We start from the raw sequence: 16939 nt of genomic DNA, 5'->3' as shown, positions 1-16939 counted from the left end.
CCCGGAATTGAATCAGTACCGGACATCTTGACCCTCAACGCGGGTAAAAAAGTCGCACACCTTCCAATTAATTCCTGACGCTCGTCCTGCCCGCCCTACATATCGGTAATTTTTCGTACAGAACGTAAGGAATCGGCTCAATTGACCCGGCCAGGTCATTGGTACAACGTGTGTCGGCGTTAGAGATCTTCAATTCAATTACACAAGGATGTGCATGTAATGAGTGGATACAGTTTCAGGATTTTCGATTTCTTGCATTCCGGCATTTGCCAACAGCCCTCAATGGCCACAGGTGGACATTTCCATGCAAAGCCATGAAGCAAGACTATCCGTGAGTCCGGTTGCCTCTCTCTCCGAAAGTCGCGCCAGTCTCAAAGACGAATTCAAATGCAGCGCCAGAAATGCTGGAGAAAGCGATATGGAGCCGCGTGTCACCGAGCTGGAAACTCACCTGAAGTACATTCGACGCGATATGGACGAAGTCAGGGGAGACGTCAAAGCCATCAAACATCGCCTGGCCTACTCGGCAGGCGCGACAGCGATGGTGCTCGGACTGTTGGGCTGGATTGCCAACAGCCGGTTCGATCAACTGCTTACACTGCTCAGCCGTTGATCAGTTGAAAGGCAGGCACCGTTAAGCGACAGTGCCTGCCTTTCATATGCCTGCAATCAACCAAGAAGTTCGCTGAGTGGAATGAACGGCACCTGGTCTCCCTTGGCCAGGACTCGCCCTTCCTGCACTTCCACCAACCCCTCGGCCCAGGCAGCGCTGCGCAGGACGCCCGAGCTCTGGTTACGGTAGATAATCGCTTGCCCCTGCTCCAGACGTCCGCGCAGAAATTCACGGCGATTACCGGCCTGAGGCCAGGCAAAGCCTGCGGTCACTGAAAACTTCAGTGGTTCGACATCCTGCACGCCCTGGCGACGCAACAGATAAGGTCGGGTCAACAAGGCAAAAGTCACCAGTGTCGAAGCAGGATTTCCCGGCAATCCAACCACAGGGACACCACGAAAATGCCCGACCGTCAGCGGTTTGCCAGGTTTGATTGCCAGCTTCCAGAGCGTCAGCTCGCCCTCTTCCCTCAAGGCGATTCCAAGGAAATCAGCTTCCCCGACAGATACACCCCCGGTTGAAAGAATCAGATCTACATCCTGAAGCGCTCCAAGTCGCGCGCGGGTGGTAGGCAGGTCATCAGGCAGAATACCGGCATCCACCACTTCACATCCCAAGCGCTGCAACCAGCTGCACAACAACACCCGGTTACTGTTGTAGATCTGCCCCGGCCCCAATGCCGTGCCCGGCTCGACCAACTCATCACCCGTGGACAGTACCGCCACACGAACCCGGCGGACTACCTCAAGTCCTGAACAACCCAGCGATGCAGCCAACCCCTGCTCGATCGGACCGAGCCGGGTTCCGGCGGGCAATACCAACTCACCGACCGTCGTTTCCTGGCCTTGTGGACGAATGTTCTGCCCGGCCACCATCGCCTCGGTAAAACTCACGCGTTCATCGGCATGAATCTCGGTGTTTTCCTGCATCTCGACACAGTCCGCACCGGCAGGCACCGGCGCGCCGGTAAAGATTCGGGCGCAAGTGCCCGGTTTCAAAGGCTCTGGCGCCTGTCCGGCGAAAATCTTCTGACTGACCGGCAACGGCTCGCCGGTCCAGTCAGCCAGATTCAAGGCATAACCGTCCATGGCGCTGTTCGGCCACGGCGGCAGATCCAGTGTCGAAATCAGATCCTGCGCCAGCACCCGCCCCTGAACCTGAGCCAGTGGCAAAAACTCGTATTCGACAATCCGCGAGCTCTCGGCCATTTCCAGCAACCGCGCGAATGCCTCTTCAACCGGCATCAGGCTGCCGGTCTTGCCCGGCTTACCCACGGGATTCACAAGGCGCCGCCTGTTTCAAATGAGTGACGAAATTGCATGGGCGGTGGCGTGAGTCCAGTTGCTCGGCGAGGATGCCATCCCAACCGGTGCGCACTGCGTTGGTCGAGCCAGGCAGGCAGCACACCAGCGTGCCATTGGCCAGTCCCGCCAAAGCCCGGGATTGCACGGTGGAGGTGCCGATATCCGCCACCGAGATCTGACGAAACAGCTCACCAAAACCATCGACCTGCTTGTCCAGCAGGCAAGCTACCGCTTCGGGGGTGCTGTCACGGCCGGTAAAACCGGTTCCGCCGGTAATCAGCACTACTTGCACGACGTCTTCGGCAATCCAGTGGGCGACTTGCGCACGGATCTTGTAGAGGTCATCTTTGAGCAGCACCCGCTGCGCCAGATGGTGGCCTGCGGCCGTCAGACGGTCGACAAAAACCTGACCGGAAGTATCGGTTTCCAGAGTTCGGGTGTCGCTGACCGTCAGTACCGCGATATTGAGCGGTACGAAAGGTACATCAGCCTTGGCTTTCATAGGCTCGTCCAGTTGTAGGAGAAACAGCCCGGTGTTATATCACAGCGCCCCCTTTTTTCGCCGCCCCTGCAGAGAGCTGCCATGACCTCGAACACGCCATTGTCACCTTGTTCCATCCTGTTGCTGGCAGGTGGGCGCGGTCAGCGAATGGGCGGCCAGGACAAGGGACTTGTGGAATGGCACGGTGAACCGCTGATCGCACATCTGCAGCGCAAGGTTCGCCCGCTGACAGATGATCTGATCATTTCCTGCAACCGCAATCATGAACGCTATGCGCCATTCGCTGACCAATTGGTGAGCGATGACGAGGAAGACTTTCCTGGTCCCCTGGCTGGCATTCGCGCCGGCTTGAAAGCCGCGCGCCATACTCACCTGCTGGTACTGCCCTGCGATGTTCCGCGAATCGATCTTGCGCTGCTGCACAGCATGCGCGAGGCGGCCAGTCTGAATTCTGAAAAACCTTTAATGTTGCGACATGACGATCACTGGGAACCGCTGCTTTGCGTGATCCCGGTGGCGCTCCTGCCCGCTTTCGAAAACGCCTGGAACGCAGGAGAACGCAGCCCCGGCCGGGTGATGCGCACACTTGATGCCCAGGCCCTGGTTTGCCCTGACAACGATCCACGCCTGGCCAATCTCAACACCCCTGAACTGTTGAGTTCGCACAACACTGTGTCAGACTGACAGCATTCAAGGAACTTGCACGCCTTGTATACGTCTCAAGCTCAGTAACCAAAAGAATTTCCCTACGGAGACACACTCATGACTCAACGGACCCTCGCCACTTTCATGCTCGCACTGGGCCTCGCCACCCTCGCCGGTTGCGCTTCGCCAACAGTGATCACCTTGAATGACGGTCGCGAAATCCAGGCTGTCGACGCCCCTAAGTATGATGAAGATTCGGGCTTCTACGAGTTCGAGCAACTGGACGGCAAGCACACTCGCATCAACAAGGACCAGGTCCGCACTGTCAAAGAGCTGTAAGCTTTCAGTTCGACAGCGGATACAGAAAAGCCCGCAACATGCGGGCTTTTTCGTGTCTGACAGATAAGGGTCGATACCCGGGATCACCAGTCCAGTGTGATCCGGCTTTCAAACTCGCGCACCTGCCCTGTGACCGGATCGATGAACCGCAACCCCTGCGCCAGCAGCTTGAGCGGATTGGCATAATCATCCTCAACGTCTTTGAGCACTTCGGGGTAAAACGGATCATTGCAGATGCTCGCCCCCAGCGACGTCATGTGTACCCGCAACTGATGCTTCTTGCCGGTCACCGGATACAGTCCGTACCGCCATAGTTCGCCGTTCTTTTCACGAACCTCCACCGCCGTTTCGGTGTTACTCACACCTGGTCCTTCCTGCATGCGGAAAAACGGTTCACCGTCAATCATGCGGCTCTTGTGCACCAACGGAAATTCCAGCCCGGGCAGCGCGGCAGCAATGGCTTCATAGCGTTTTTCGATTTGCCGCGTCGGGAACAGCGACTGATACGCCGACCGCGTCTGTGGATTGGCAGAGAAAATCACCAGCCCGGCCGTGTGCCGGTCAATCCGGTGCAGCGGTACCAGATGAGGATTGTCCAGGCGCCGGATCAATCGGCGAAGCAGGGTCTGTTCGACGTACTCGCCCGCCGGGGTCACCGGAAGGAAATGCGGCTTGTCGGCCACCACCAGATGCTCGTCCGCGTACAGAATCGTCTCGACCACCGGGATCGGCTTTTCATCCGGCACTTCACGAAAATAGTGAATGCGCAGCCCTTCCTTGTAGGGCAAATCCAGCGGGATCGGCTGCCCCTGACCATCGAGCACCCGGCCCCGGGCGATTCGATCCAGCCATTGATCGCGCCCTATGGCACTGAAATGCTCACACAGACAGTCGAGCACTGTCCGCCAACTACCGGGGGGCAGATACAGCGTGCTGGCCTGATTCTGTGCGGCGGAAAACGTGGGTGTGCTGGACATACGGAAAACTCGAACCCTCAAAGCAGAGCGGCATTATCCAACACCGGACGCAGCAGACCTAGCGCGGAATCAGGCGGGGATCGATTTGAGCGCCGCCGCCTCGGTAAATTCCTTGAGCCAGCGCAACACATCCACGGCATCCCAACGACCCGGATCGTACAAGGCGTACAACAAACCCTGATACCCAACCACATCCAGCTGCTTGTGATAGCCGGCACGCTGGAACAATGCCTCGATCTCGGCAAAGCACGTATTGAAATGAAGCTTGTTGAAGGGAGTCTTGCCTTCCGTGACCAGACCGTCCAGGCGCAATTCGTGGACGGCCTCGCGCACCACGTCAACCGACATCCCGTTCACGCTGCTTTTCAACTGTTCGACATTGACCACGGTTGCTCCCTCTGACATCCGGTTTGGCCTGAGCAATGCCTGAAAACGGCATGGCAGGCCAATCCAATTACTGTATGCGCATACAGTAACCGAATAACCCGAAAGGTGCCAAGCCGTGATTGAGCGAAGGTGACGAATGCCATCAACGCAGAAGAGGAAAAAACCTTAACGCAGGAATGCCACCACCTGATCGGCGCTGAACGGCCACCCCAGTTCCGCGCCGGTATCAACCCTGCGCAGGACAGGGATGCGCAGGCTGTAAGCCTCGAACCACGATTCGTTGTCAGCAATGTCCACCAGTTCCACCAGCAGACCATGCTCGACAAAAGGCATCAGTTCGGCCTCTGCGACTTCACACAAATGGCACCCCAGGGTGCCGAACAACTGGCATTCAGGAAGCATGTGCGTTCAACCCCAAAAATCGAGTGATCATTCTAGGCCCGCTCACAAGGCCCGTCGACCCACCCATCCGGTGCGAAAACCGGCCTTGGCAAAACCCTGACGTAAATCAGCCCACAAAATCGCCGCTTGCGCGATGCTCCGGTGTTTTTTACCTCTACGCTTGAAGAGCCTGATCTGTCCCGGAGTGTCTTGTGTTTGCCAATCTGCTGATCATTCTGGCGTCGTCCCTGGTGATGATTGCCCTGTTCCGTCGCCTGCGCCTGCCACCTGTGCTGGGCTATCTGTGCGTAGGGTTGATGGTCGGGCCGAACGCGTTCGACTGGATCAATGAAAGCGAACATTTGCCGGATCTTGCCGAACTGGGTGTGGTGTTTCTGTTGTTTTCCCTGGGGCTGGAATTCTCCCTGTCGAAAATGATTGCCCTGCGCAAGGTAGTTTTCCGACTGGGCAGCCAGCAGGTGGTGATCACCACGGTGCTGCTGGGAAGCGTGCTGATGCTGCTGGGCATGCCTGCCACACCGGCCTTGCTGCTGGGCGCCGGCCTGTCGTTGTCATCCACGGCGATTGTGACCAAGGAGCTGGGCAGTCTCGGCGAAATTTTCAGCAGCCATGGCCAGAACGCGGTGGGCGTGCTGTTGTTCCAGGACGTGGTGGCAGTGTTGCTGCTGACGCTGGTGCCGGTGTTCGCCGGCAGCAGTGATCAGGCCTGGTACTGGGCGCTGCCCCTGACCTTGTCGAAGACCGTATTGCTGTTCTTCGGTTTGTTGCTGACCAGTCGCTGGCTGCTGCCACGCCTGTTCCAGGAAGTCGCGGCGTCCCGCTCGGCGGAACTGTTCGTGTTGCTGGCACTGGTCATTGTGCTGCTGACGGCCTGGCTGACCCACTTGCTGGGCCTGTCTCCGGCCCTCGGCGCGTTCCTCGCGGGCATGCTGCTGGGCGAAAGCCATTACCGGCATCAGATCGAGGCCGATATCCGGCCGTTTCGCGACATTCTGCTGGGGCTGTTTTTCGTCAGTATCGGCATGCTGATCGACCTGCAACTGTTCGCCAGTCACAGCCTGCAGATTATCGGCATGACCCTGGGTTTACTGGTGATCAAAGGCCTGGTGGTGACGCTGCTGGTGAAATGGCGCGGCAGCGACAGTGAAACGGCCTGGCGCAGCGGTCTTGCTCTCGCCCAGGGCGGAGAATTCTGCTTCGCCCTGATGGCGCAGATGCAGCAGAACCGGCTGCTCCCCGCCGAGCTCGGCGCCCTGCTGCTCGCCGCCACCTTCTGCTCGATGCTGCTGACGCCTTTGCTGTTACGCGCCGCACCGCGCATCGCCGCCACCCTGCACCGCAAACCCAATCAGGAAGCGCAGATCGAGGAAATCAGCGCCCTCAATGCCGGGTTCGACGGGCATGTGGTGATCTGCGGCTACGGCCGTGTCGGTCAGTCGATCGGGCGCTTCATGCGCAATGCCGGGCAAACCTACGTCGCACTGGATAACGATCCGGTGCGAATACAGGAAGCCGCCACCGTCGAACGCGACGTCCACTACGGCGATTCAACCCGCGGCGATCTGTTGACCGCCGTCGGCTTGCTGCGCGCCAGGTTGCTGGTCATTGCCGTGGATCAAGCTGACGTTGCCTTGCGGGTTCTCAAGGAGGCCCGGCGCCTCAACCCGACAGTACCGATTCTGGTACGCACCCGGGATGACAGCCAGTCGGCCGAGCTGAAAGCGGCCGGCGCCAGTGAAGTGGTGCCGGAGCTGCTGGAGTCGAGCCTGATGCTCGGTTCCCATGCGCTGATCCTGCTGGGGTTTCCTGCGCATCGGGTTCAGGAGAAAGTCGATCAGGTGCGCATCGATCGTTATCGCCTGCTTCACGGTTTTTACCCCGGAGCCGACGATGAGGAAACCTAGTCCTGGCTCACCGCGCCGATCTTGTGCAGCGACAGGTCGGCGCCGTAGTACTCCTGTTCCTGGCTCAGGCGCAAACCATGCAGTGCCTTGATCGAACCGTAGACGACAAACCCGCCGATCAGCGCCACCGCCACACCAAGGGCGGTGCCGATCAACTGGCTGATGAGGCTTACGCCGCCGAGTCCGCCCAGCGCGGTCGAGCCGAAGATCCCGCAGGCAATGCCGCCCCACACGCCACACAGACCATGCAACGGCCAGACACCCAGCACGTCATCGATCCGCCATTTGACTTGCGCCGCCGTGAAACACCAGACAAAAAGGGCACCGGCAATCGCGCCGGTCACCAGCGCGCCGACCGGGTGCATCAGGTCGGAACCGGCGCACACTGCCACCAGCCCGGCCAACGGACCGTTGTGCAGAAAGCCCGGGTCGTTGCGCCCGACGATCAACGCCGCCACCGTGCCGCCGACCATCGCCATCAGCGAGTTGACCGCCACCAGTCCGCTGACTCCCTGCAGGGTTTGCGCGCTCATTACGTTGAAGCCAAACCAGCCGACGATCAGAATCCACGAACCCAATGCCAGAAACGGAATGCTCGAAGGCGCGAACGCCACCAGCTTGCCGTCACGATAGCGCCCGTTGCGCGGCCCGAGCAGCAACACCGCCGCCAGCGCCAGCCAACCGCCCATGGCATGCACCACCACAGAACCTGCAAAGTCATGGAAGGCTGCACCGAACTGCGCAGTCAGCCAGGCTTGCAGGCCGTAGTTGCCGTTCCAGATCATGCCTTCGAAAAACGGGTAGATGAACGCTACGATCAGTGCCGTGGCGCACAGTTGTGGCACAAACCGCGCCCGTTCGGCGATGCCGCCGGAGATAATCGCCGGGATCGCCGCTGCAAAGGTCAGCAGGAAGAAAAACTTCACCAGTCCATAACCATGATCGGCACTGAGCACCGCCGCCGGTTGCAGGAAGGTCACCCCGTACGAAAGCCAATAGCCTATAAAGAAATAGGCGAGCGTCGACACCGCGAAGTCGCTGAGAATCTTCGACAGAGCGTTGACCTGGTTTTTCTGGCGAACCGTTCCGACCTCCAGAAACGCGAATCCGGCATGCATGGCCAGCACCATGACCGCACCGATCAGAATGAACAACGTGTTGGAACTGTGAACCAGTGTGTCCACAGCGCTTTGCAGATTTTCCATGAGGAGGCAGACCCGAAGCTGAAAAAGGCACCAAAGCGGTTCATGCGCACATTTCATGCACCAAGTTGCGGCTGCGCAGTTACTGATCCGGTCGTTCGGTGAACCGCTTTGGCGCACTAGGTCGATGGGCTGACATGAACCCTCATCGTCCGGGCCATGCTTTGCCCGGGTTCGCGCCCGGCAACAGCGCACTGCTACCGATCGACGCACCACGACACAGCAAAAGTTGTACCAGCCATTTGCACTGAACCTTCACACTTGGCTCATACTCGAACGCTTCAGAACGCTGCTTCAAAACGCCACTTACGGAGATCCCCCATGGCCAGCATCAAGGCAAAGACTGCTCAAGAAATCCTGATGAACGACTTCCAGACGCTGGTCAGCGACACTGAACGGTTGCTGGAACACACCGCCACGCTGGCCGGTGATCAGGCTGACGAGTTGCGCGAGCAAATCCACGAGAGCCTGCTGCGCGCACGGGAAACCCTGAAGTTGACTGAAGAGACTCTGCGCGAGCGCGGTCAGGCTGCGGTCAACGCCACCGAGGAATATGTGTCCGCCAACCCTTGGCAATCGGTGGGCATCGCCGCCGGCGTAGGGTTTCTGATCGGCCTGCTGGCCACGCGGCGCTGATCATGTCGATCGGTGAATCCGGCCCGAACACGGGCACCGCCTCCTCCACACGACGTCTGGGCGCCGCCGTTCTCGGTCTGCTGCACAGCCACGTCGAATTGTTCGGTATCGAATTGCAGGAGCAGAAGTCACGTACCGTCAGCCTGTTGCTGTTCGCCGGCCTCGCGCTGGTGTTTGCGCTGCTGTTGCTGGTTGGCCTGTCGACGCTTGTCCTGATTGTGTTCTGGGACACCTATCGCCTGGCTGCAATCATTGGTCTGTGTGTGTTCTATACCCTGGCAGCAATCTTTTGCGCGCTGCGTCTCAAGGCCGCGATCTTCGATGAATCCTCGCCCTTCCACGGCACGCTGGAAGAATTGGCCAACGACCGGGAGCGCCTGTTGCCATGAGCCTGCCTGAACTTCCGCACAACAGCTCACGCCGGGAAATGCGCAAGGCACTGATCCGTTTGCGCATGGAAATGCATCGTCAGGAAATCCGCCACGAAACCGGCCAGGTCCTGCAACCACTGCAACGCATGCGTGGCATGACGCAAAACCTGCAGGGCGGTTTCGGCATCAAGCACGCGCCGTTATGGGGCGTGGCGGCCGTGACGCTGCTGGGCTTCATCACGGGAAAAGGAGCCAAAAGCGGTGGTGTCGGCGGCTTGACCCGACTGATCCGCCTGGGCACCAGCCTCGCTCCACTGATCAAGCTGGTCATGCAGAGTTCGAGCAAACGCTGACCCTTCGCATCTGGCTGCATTCTTGCAACATCAGCGGGATTGAATCTCTTATCCGGAGATTCAATCCCGCTCGCCTATCCGGCCGGCAGAATTCGACCAGAACAAGAACGACAAGGAGGCCCCGTGATCGACGGGCAACCGCTCGCCTGCTTTCAACCTTTCATCGATACCGCCACCGGACGCATTGCAGGTGTCGAGGCACTGGGTCGTCTGCGCCAGGCCGATGGCCAACTGGTATCGGTCGGACCGCTGTTCGCCGACCCGCGCACCCCGGCCGTCGCGCTGCGCCGACTGGACCGGCAGATCCGGGATAACGCGTTGAGCCGACTGCACGAAGCGCCGCCGGACTGGTTTCTCAGCCTGAACATGTCACCGCGCTGGATCAGTCGCTTGCGTGCCGACCAGGCCTTGCCGAGCCTGAAACAGCTTGCACGGCACGGTATCGATCCACAGCGGATTGTTTTCGAGATTACTGAACTTGGCGGCAACAGCCAGCGCCTGAGCGAAGTCGTGGCCCGCTATCGCGATGCCGGTGCCCGGATTGCCATCGACGATTTCGGCGCCGGCTATTCGCAGCTTGATCGCGTGCTGGCGCTGCAACCGGACATTCTCAAACTCGACATGCGCCTGTTCCAGGCCGCCGCACTTGGCGGCCCGAGCAGTGACGTGGTCAAAGCCCTCGCGCAAATGGCCGAAAAAACCGGCTGCTGGATCATTGCCGAAGGCGTGGAAACCACGGCGCAGCTGAATTTCGCGCTGGAGTGCGGATCGCGCTACGTGCAAGGTTTTCTGTTCGCCCGGGCGCATGAGGCACTTTTCGGCACGGATGACTTCGTTGAGCGCTTTGCCGAGCTGCGCCAGTCCTACGTGCGCCAGAAGCTGGCCGAACGCAGCAGATGGATGTTCATGCGCCAGCAGCTCGGCGAACTCATGACCATCCTGCAAACCTGGGCCCAGGCCCGCGCCCCGCTCAGCGCCCTGCCACAGCTCGACGCCTTCCCGTGGCTGCTGCGCTTTTACCAATGCGACCGTCACGGCACCCAGCTGACGCCAAACCTGGAATGGCGACAAAGCGGCTGGGTCGCCGACAATCGCTACCTGGGCCACAACTGGTCGTGGCGCCCGTACTTCTATCACCTGCTGGCCGAAGGCTGGGAAGAACGGCGCCTGACGCTTTCCAACACCTATCGCGACGCCACCAGCAACCAGTATTGCCTGACCGCCGGACAGTTTTTCGATAACGGCGAGCGCCTGCTGCTGATCGACATCGATGCGGCAGGATTGTAGTTGCGCTTGCAGATGCCAGCCTGAACCGGGAAGCTAGGGAATCAGTCACCAGACGGAGAGAATCAGCCTTGGATTGGCATACCCTGCTCAACCGCGAACGTCTCGGCAAACCCTTGCACAGCCCGCAGGAACTGGGCCGCAGCCCGTTCCATAAAGACCATGACCGCATCATCTTCTCCGGCGCCTTCCGCCGCCTGGGGCGCAAGACCCAGGTGCATCCGGTGTCGAGCAACGACCACATTCACACGCGCCTGACCCACTCGCTGGAAGTCAGTTGTGTCGGCCGCTCGCTGGGCATGCGCGTCGGTGAAACCCTGCGCCGCGCCCTGCCCGAATGGTGCGAACCGAGCGATCTGGGCATGGTGGTTCAATCGGCCTGCCTGGCACACGACATCGGCAATCCGCCGTTCGGCCATTCCGGTGAAGACGCGATCCGTCACTGGTTCCAGCAGGCTGCCGGGCGCGGATGGCTGGACGCGATGAGCGACGCCGAGCGCGGTGACTTCCTGAACTTCGAAGGCAATGCCCAGGGTTTCCGGGTGCTCACGCAGCTGGAATATCACCAGTTCGACGGCGGGACACGACTCACCTACGCCACCCTCGGCACCTATCTGAAGTACCCGTGGACCGCGCGACACGCTGACTCCCTCGGTTACAAGAAGCACAAATTCGGTTGCTATCAGAGCGAACTGCCGTTGCTGGAGCAGATCGCCCACAAGCTGGGTCTGCCGCAACTGGAAGAGCAACGTTGGGCACGCCATCCGTTGGTGTATCTGATGGAGGCGGCGGACGACATCTGCTACGCCCTGATCGATCTGGAAGATGGCCTGGAAATGGAGCTGCTGGATTATGCCGAAGTCGAGTCGCTGCTGCTCGGTCTGGTCGGCGATGATCTGCCCGAAACCTATCGCCAGCTCGGCCCGCAGGATTCACGCCGGCGCAAACTGGCAATCCTGCGCGGCAAGGCCATCGAACACCTGACCAACGCGGCCGCCCGAGCCTTCGTCGAACAACAGGACGCACTGCTGGCCGGTACGCTGCCGGGGGATCTGGTGGAGCACATGCACGGTCCGGCCAAGCGCTGCGTGTTGAACGCCAAGGACATCGCCCGCAAGAAAATCTTTCAGGACAAGCGCAAGACCCTGCATGAAATTGGTGCTTACACGACCCTGGAGATTTTGCTCAACGCCTTCTGCGGTGCGGCCCTGGAACAGCACAACGGCCGCACGCCGTCGTTCAAGAGCCGCCGGATTCTCGATCTGCTGGGCAACAACGCACCGGATCCGCACGGTCCTCTACATACATCGTTCCTGCGCATGATCGACTTCATCGCCGGCATGACCGACAGCTACGCCAGCGACATGGCGCTGGAAATGACCGGCCGTTCCAGCCACTGACGCCTGCCCCCCCGCCCAATCTGCAATGGATCGGGCGGGTCTTGTGCAATAACGGCGAAAAGACAGACCCTTCTTTTTTTATATGTTCAAGAAGGCGAAACCGGAAAACCGATAATAGTTCCAGCATCGACCGCACTGCGCCCCTCCAAACTTAAACAAGAACAACTCTTGAACATCTCACGCCTCTACCTACGTCAAACCTAGTTAACACGTAGTCTGATTCTTCTTTATTTGTAGGACTTCTCCCTGATTGCTGCTGACGGCCTGCCAGTTCATGCGAGCGTTCATTCATCTGAGCTAAGGTTCGCCCTTTATTTGCGCTCGTATGGGATTTGATTATGAACTCCGTTTTTATTGTCGACGATCACCCGGTCATCCGCCTTGCCGTTCGAATGCTGCTGGAGCATGAAGGTTATAAAGTCGTCGGAGAAACCGATAACGGTGTCGATGCCATGCAGATGGTTCGCGAATGCATGCCCGACCTGATCATCCTCGACATCAGCATTCCCAAACTCGACGGCCTGGAAGTCCTGTCCCGCTTCAACGCAATGAGTTCGCCATTCAAGACGCTGGTATTGACTGCGCAATGCCCGACCCTGTTCGGCATACGTTGCATGCAGTCAGGTGCCTCGGGTTACGTGTGCAAACAGGAAGACCTGAGCGAACTGGTCAGTGCAATCAAAGCCGTACTGTCCGGTTACAACTACTTTCCCAGCCAGGCCTTGAATCCGGTTCGTCAAGATGATGTGCGCTATGTAGAACTTGAACTTTTCAAATCCGTCAATGATCGGGAACTGATGGTGCTGCAATTATTTGCCCAAGGGCGTACCAACAAGGAAATAGCCAAAGGCATGTTTCTCAGCAATAAAACCGTCAGTACTTATAAAAAACGCCTCATGCAAAAACTCAAAGCCAAGTCCCTTGTAGAACTTATCGAAATGGCCAAACGTAACGCACTCGTGTGAGAGCCAACATGCCCAGTCGCTTAAAGAGTTTTCTGATTGCATTGAGTGCATGCCTGTGTATCAGCGCACCTGTCACGGTTGCATCGCTTACCTTCCAGGACTTTGTCCTGCTTGCGCGCTCGACCGACAGATCCATATCGGTCTCGCTCGAGCCCGCGCAGATGGCGTGGCTGCACGCTCGCAATGAGTTGATTCTTGGGGCCTCTGCTCCCGACTATCCGCCCTTCGACATGACCACCAGCGGGCACGACTTCGAGGGATTCACGGCGGACTACGCGGGGCTGGTCGGCCAGGCGACCGGTCTGCCGGTCAAGGTCAGGCGCTTCGCGTCTCGAGAAGCCGCGATTCGGGCATTGATCGACGGCAGCATCGACATGCTCGGCACATCCAACGGCTTCGAAGCGGAAAACCCGGACATCGTGCTGTCCCGCCCCTACGCCGTCGATCAACCGGTGCTGGTGACCCGCGAAGGCGAAACCCGCTCTCTGACCGAAGGCCTGGCCGGTCTGCGGCTGAGCATGCTCTATCACTATCTGCCGCTGGATGAGGTCAAGGCGATGTATCCCAAAGCCCTCATCACGTCCTATCCGTCCTACCAGAACGCAATCAACGCCGTCGCATTCGATCAGGCGGACGTGTTTCTCGGCGACACCATTTCCACGCACTACATGATCAGCAAGGGTTACCTGAACAACATCCGCATGGCCAATTTCGGCAAGCACGAGGCTCACGGGTTCAGCTTCGCCGTGCATCGCAACAACGCACAGCTGGTCAAAATCATCGACACCGTGCTCAAGACTGTCCCTGGCAGCGAGCGCGAAAACATCGCCAAGCGCTGGAGCGTCGGCAGCGACACACTGCTCACAGACCAGAAGCTGCAACTGACCCGACGCGAAGAACAGTGGCTGAAAAGGAATCCGGTGGTAAGTGTGGTCGTCAACGAGGCCTTCGCCCCGCTGACGTTCTTCGACAGTGATGGCAACTTTCGCGGCATCAGTGCCGACCTGCTCGAACTCATCCGCTTGCGCACCGGCCTGCGTTTCGACGTCCGCCGCAGCCGCAACGATGCAGAGATGATCAAGCAGGTTGAAAATCACCAGGCCGACCTTATCGCCGCCCTGCTGCCCACCACTCAGCGCGAGCAAACCCTGACCTTCAGTCGCCCCTACCTGGAAAACTCCTATGTCCTGTTGACCCGAAAAGCGGCCGACAGTCCGACCCACCTGGGTCAGCTCAAACGCAAACGACTGGCGATCGCCCAGGGCAATCCGATGATCGAATACCTGCGGTCCGAATTTCCACGTATCCAACTGATCGAAACACCCGACACCTTCAGTGCCGTGGCGTTACTCGACGCAGGTCAGGTCGAGGGCGCAGTGAACTCGCTGGTCATCGCCAACTACTTCATCACATCCCGCATTTTCGAACAGCCACTGCAGATCACCACCACCATCGGCACACGTCAGGCGGCCTTCTCCCTGGCCACAGCTCGAGACAACACGGAACTGAGCTCGATCATCGACAAGTCGCTGATGAGCATCACCCCCGAAGAACTGGGCATCATCAATGGTCGCTGGCGTGGCTACTCAAGTGTTTCGCAAGGCACATGGCATCAGTACCAGCGCTTTTTTTATCAGGCGATCGGCGGCGCCTGCCTGCTGTTGCTGCTGTCGCTGTTCTGGAATGCCTACATGCGCCGCCAGATCAAACAACGCAAGGCAGCCGAACGAGCCTTGAACGATCAACTGGAATTCATGGGCGCACTGGTCAACGGCACACCCCACCCCATCTACGTGCGTGACCGCCAGGGCGTGCTGAAAAGCTGCAATGACAGCTATCTCCAGGCGTTCAATGCCCGACGCGAAGACGTCATTGGCAAAAGTGTGATGCAGGGGCCATCGAACAATGCTTTCGAAGCCCTGACGTATCAGGCCGACTATCAGCGGGTAATGGCCGAGGGCAAACCGCTGGTGCTCGACCGGCCGCTGCAGATCGGCAACCGGCATCTGACGATCTATCACTGGATCCTGCCGTACCGGGACTCCAGCGGTGAAGTTCAGGGAATCATCGGCGGCTGGATCGACATCAGCGAGCGCCGCGAGCTGCTTGATGAGCTGCGCGCTGCCAAGGAGCAGGCGGACGATGCCAACCGGGCCAAAAGTACGTTTCTGGCGACCATGAGCCACGAGATCCGCACACCGATGAACGCCGTGATCGGCATGCTCGAGTTGACGCTCAAGCGCATGGACCACGCTCACCCGGATCGCTCCGGCATCGAAACGGCCTACCATTCTGCCAAGGATCTGCTGGGCCTGATCGGCGACATCCTGGACATTGCCCGCATCGAGTCCGGGCGGCTGAGTCTGAACCCCGAGCGAATCAACCTGATCGATACCGTCGGTTCTGTGGTCAGAATCTTCGAAGGGCTCGCCCGGCAGAAACACCTTTCACTGGCGATGTCCGTCTCTCCGCCGGAACTGGATGTCGATGTACACCTCGACCCGCTGCGCTTCAAGCAGGTGCTGTCGAACCTGATCAGCAATGCCATCAAGTTCACCGAAGCAGGACACATCAAAATCACGCTGGATGTTCAACCCACCGACGATCCGGAACGCTCGATGGTGCAACTGACCGTACAGGACAGCGGCATCGGGATCACGACGCAGGATCAGTTGCGACTGTTCGAACCCTTCGCCCAGGCCGGCAACGGCGGACAACGAACCGTCAGCGGCGCGGGCCTGGGACTGGTCATCAGCCGCAACCTTTGCGAAATGATGGGAGGAAAACTGCGGTTGAGCAGCTTGCCCGGAGTCGGCACACAGGTCAGTGTCTCGCTACCGATGGCCATCCTGCCTGCGCAAGTGGCGAGAGCAGAAGACGAACCGCAGATTCAGGCATCCCTCATCCCCTTGACGGTTCTGGTGGTCGATGACCATCCGGCCAATCGGCTTCTGATGTGCCAGCAGCTGGAGTACCTCGGGCACCGCTTCAGTATTGCCGAAGATGGCCAGCGCGGACTGGAGCAATGGAAGAACGGCGAATTCGATCTGGTCATTGCCGACTGCAACATGCCCGTCATGAACGGCTATGAGCTGACCCGGGCGATTCGTCAGCACGAAATGCTCACCCGCCGCCCGGCGTGCACGGTGCTGGGGTTCACCGCCAATGCCCAGCCGGAGGAAATCCAGCGCTGCAAACAGGCCGGCATGAACGAGTGCCTGTTCAAACCCCTGAGCCTGAACAGCCTGAGCCAATGGGTCGACAGCGTTAAGCCGTTGTTCCGTGCGCCGGTGTTCAATCTGCAAGGGCTCACGCTGCTGACCGGCGGCAACCCCTCCCAGACTCACCGCCTGCTGGCAGAACTGCTCAACAGCAGTCGTCTTGACCGGCAGGAGTTGCAGACTGTGTCCCTCACACGGGACCGCCCTGCGCTGGCCGTCATCGCACACAAGATCAAAGGCGCCGCACGCATTGCCCAGGCCACACGTCTGATCGACAGTTGCGATGCACTTGAGCAGGCTTGTCAGCAAGCGCTGCCGGGGGACGAGATCGAGCGTCGCTGTCAGGCCAGCCGCCTTGCCATCCTGGAACTGGAGCAGGCACTGGAACAGCAACTGAACCGGATCAGCCAGAGCAAAGTGACCGGGGCTTAACT

Annotated in this window: 17 protein-coding genes; 11 read left to right on the top strand and 6 right to left on the bottom strand. The window is 59.2% G+C overall.

The window, feature by feature from the left end; translation table 11 throughout:
- Positions 1–304: 304 nt before the first annotated feature.
- The gene (locus CAF73_RS30285) at positions 305–613 is read left to right on the top strand and encodes a hypothetical protein (protein ID WP_170929763.1); all 309 of its coding nucleotides are present in this window, start codon (positions 305–307) and stop codon (positions 611–613) included.
- Between the two features lie 56 nt (positions 614–669).
- Here the strand turns inward: CAF73_RS30285 and glp are convergent, their stop codons facing one another.
- The gene (glp, locus tag CAF73_RS24650) at positions 670–1896 is read right to left on the bottom strand and encodes a gephyrin-like molybdotransferase Glp (protein ID WP_085704440.1); all 1227 of its coding nucleotides are present in this window, start codon (positions 1894–1896) and stop codon (positions 670–672) included.
- A complete protein-coding gene (moaB, locus tag CAF73_RS24645) occupies positions 1880–2419 on the bottom strand; it encodes a molybdenum cofactor biosynthesis protein B (protein ID WP_007955742.1) in 540 nt (179 codons plus the stop codon). The genes glp and moaB overlap by 17 nt, the downstream gene beginning before the upstream one ends.
- Positions 2420–2500: 81 nt before the next feature.
- On the opposite strand from moaB, the gene mobA reads away from it, so the two are divergent.
- On the top strand, positions 2501–3103 hold the full coding sequence (mobA, locus tag CAF73_RS24640; RefSeq protein WP_085704438.1) for a molybdenum cofactor guanylyltransferase MobA: 603 nt from the start codon (positions 2501–2503) through the stop codon (positions 3101–3103).
- 78 nt (positions 3104–3181) lie between these two features.
- The gene (locus tag CAF73_RS24635) at positions 3182–3403 is read left to right on the top strand and encodes a YgdI/YgdR family lipoprotein (RefSeq protein WP_039770418.1); all 222 of its coding nucleotides are present in this window, start codon (positions 3182–3184) and stop codon (positions 3401–3403) included.
- Positions 3404–3486: 83 nt separating this feature from the next.
- Here CAF73_RS24635 and CAF73_RS24630 read toward each other — a convergent pair whose 3' ends face one another.
- The 3 genes from CAF73_RS24630 to CAF73_RS24620 all read right to left on the bottom strand — a co-directional run bounded on the left by CAF73_RS24630 (position 3487) and on the right by CAF73_RS24620 (position 5169).
- Positions 3487–4380 (bottom strand): pseudouridine synthase, encoded by an 894-nt coding sequence (locus CAF73_RS24630; RefSeq protein ID WP_085700085.1) that lies wholly within the window; start codon positions 4378–4380, stop codon positions 3487–3489.
- Positions 4381–4449: 69 nt separating this feature from the next.
- Positions 4450–4767: a hypothetical protein gene (locus CAF73_RS24625; protein ID WP_007955735.1), complete on the bottom strand. Its 318-nt coding sequence runs from the start codon at positions 4765–4767 to the stop codon at positions 4450–4452.
- Positions 4768–4932: 165 nt separating this feature from the next.
- The gene (locus tag CAF73_RS24620) at positions 4933–5169 is read right to left on the bottom strand and encodes a glutaredoxin family protein (RefSeq protein ID WP_085700083.1); all 237 of its coding nucleotides are present in this window, start codon (positions 5167–5169) and stop codon (positions 4933–4935) included.
- 191 nt (positions 5170–5360) lie between these two features.
- Here CAF73_RS24620 and CAF73_RS24615 point away from each other — a divergent pair, with 191 nt between their 5' ends.
- Positions 5361–7073, top strand: coding sequence for a monovalent cation:proton antiporter-2 (CPA2) family protein (locus CAF73_RS24615; protein WP_085704436.1), 1713 nt, complete (start codon positions 5361–5363; stop codon positions 7071–7073).
- Here CAF73_RS24615 and CAF73_RS24610 read toward each other — a convergent pair.
- On the bottom strand, positions 7070–8278 hold the full coding sequence (locus CAF73_RS24610; protein ID WP_085700079.1) for an ammonium transporter: 1209 nt from the start codon (positions 8276–8278) through the stop codon (positions 7070–7072). The two genes, CAF73_RS24615 and CAF73_RS24610, sit on opposite strands and share 4 nt — an antisense overlap.
- Positions 8279–8596: 318 nt before the next feature.
- On the opposite strand from CAF73_RS24610, the gene CAF73_RS24605 reads away from it, so the two are divergent.
- The 7 genes from CAF73_RS24605 (at position 8597) to CAF73_RS24575 (ending at position 16937) form a co-directional block, all read left to right on the top strand.
- Positions 8597–8911 (top strand): YqjD family protein, encoded by a 315-nt coding sequence (locus CAF73_RS24605; RefSeq protein WP_085700077.1) that lies wholly within the window; start codon positions 8597–8599, stop codon positions 8909–8911.
- Between the two features lie 2 nt (positions 8912–8913).
- On the top strand, positions 8914–9300 hold the full coding sequence (locus tag CAF73_RS24600; protein ID WP_085700075.1) for a phage holin family protein: 387 nt from the start codon (positions 8914–8916) through the stop codon (positions 9298–9300).
- Positions 9297–9635, top strand: coding sequence for a hypothetical protein (locus tag CAF73_RS24595; protein WP_064598290.1), 339 nt, complete (start codon positions 9297–9299; stop codon positions 9633–9635). The genes CAF73_RS24600 and CAF73_RS24595 overlap by 4 nt, the downstream gene beginning before the upstream one ends.
- Positions 9636–9758: 123 nt before the next feature.
- The gene (locus CAF73_RS24590; protein ID WP_085700073.1) at positions 9759–10922 is read left to right on the top strand and encodes an EAL domain-containing protein; all 1164 of its coding nucleotides are present in this window, start codon (positions 9759–9761) and stop codon (positions 10920–10922) included.
- Positions 10923–10990: 68 nt separating this feature from the next.
- On the top strand, positions 10991–12319 hold the full coding sequence (locus tag CAF73_RS24585) for a deoxyguanosinetriphosphate triphosphohydrolase (protein WP_085704434.1): 1329 nt from the start codon (positions 10991–10993) through the stop codon (positions 12317–12319).
- Between the two features lie 338 nt (positions 12320–12657).
- A complete protein-coding gene (locus CAF73_RS24580) occupies positions 12658–13284 on the top strand; it encodes a response regulator transcription factor (protein ID WP_085700069.1) in 627 nt (208 codons plus the stop codon).
- 8 nt (positions 13285–13292) lie between these two features.
- Positions 13293–16937, top strand: coding sequence for a transporter substrate-binding domain-containing protein (locus CAF73_RS24575; RefSeq protein ID WP_085704432.1), 3645 nt, complete (start codon positions 13293–13295; stop codon positions 16935–16937).
- Positions 16938–16939: the final 2 nt, after the last annotated feature.

This window comes from Pseudomonas sp. B15(2017) (assembly GCF_002113215.1).
In the GTDB taxonomy this organism is placed as follows: Bacteria; Pseudomonadota; Gammaproteobacteria; order Pseudomonadales; family Pseudomonadaceae; genus Aquipseudomonas.
Note: the sequence above shows the minus strand (reverse complement) of the source record. Positions and strands in the feature narration are given on the sequence as shown.

Coding starts and splice junctions, on each gene's coding strand:
- CAF73_RS24630 (WP_085700085.1), bottom strand. CDS start 4,380: ATGTCCAGCACACCCACGTTTTCCGCCGCACAGAATCAGGCCAGCACG.
- CAF73_RS24605 (WP_085700077.1), top strand. CDS start 8,597: ATGGCCAGCATCAAGGCAAAGACTGCTCAAGAAATCCTGATGAACGAC.
- CAF73_RS30285 (WP_170929763.1), top strand. CDS start 305: ATGCAAAGCCATGAAGCAAGACTATCCGTGAGTCCGGTTGCCTCTCTC.
- mobA (WP_085704438.1), top strand. CDS start 2,501: ATGACCTCGAACACGCCATTGTCACCTTGTTCCATCCTGTTGCTGGCA.
- CAF73_RS24600 (WP_085700075.1), top strand. CDS start 8,914: ATGTCGATCGGTGAATCCGGCCCGAACACGGGCACCGCCTCCTCCACA.
- CAF73_RS24580 (WP_085700069.1), top strand. CDS start 12,658: ATGAACTCCGTTTTTATTGTCGACGATCACCCGGTCATCCGCCTTGCC.
- CAF73_RS24575 (WP_085704432.1), top strand. CDS start 13,293: ATGCCCAGTCGCTTAAAGAGTTTTCTGATTGCATTGAGTGCATGCCTG.
- CAF73_RS24595 (WP_064598290.1), top strand. CDS start 9,297: ATGAGCCTGCCTGAACTTCCGCACAACAGCTCACGCCGGGAAATGCGC.
- CAF73_RS24610 (WP_085700079.1), bottom strand. CDS start 8,278: ATGGAAAATCTGCAAAGCGCTGTGGACACACTGGTTCACAGTTCCAAC.
- CAF73_RS24620 (WP_085700083.1), bottom strand. CDS start 5,169: ATGCTTCCTGAATGCCAGTTGTTCGGCACCCTGGGGTGCCATTTGTGT.
- moaB (WP_007955742.1), bottom strand. CDS start 2,419: ATGAAAGCCAAGGCTGATGTACCTTTCGTACCGCTCAATATCGCGGTA.
- CAF73_RS24635 (WP_039770418.1), top strand. CDS start 3,182: ATGACTCAACGGACCCTCGCCACTTTCATGCTCGCACTGGGCCTCGCC.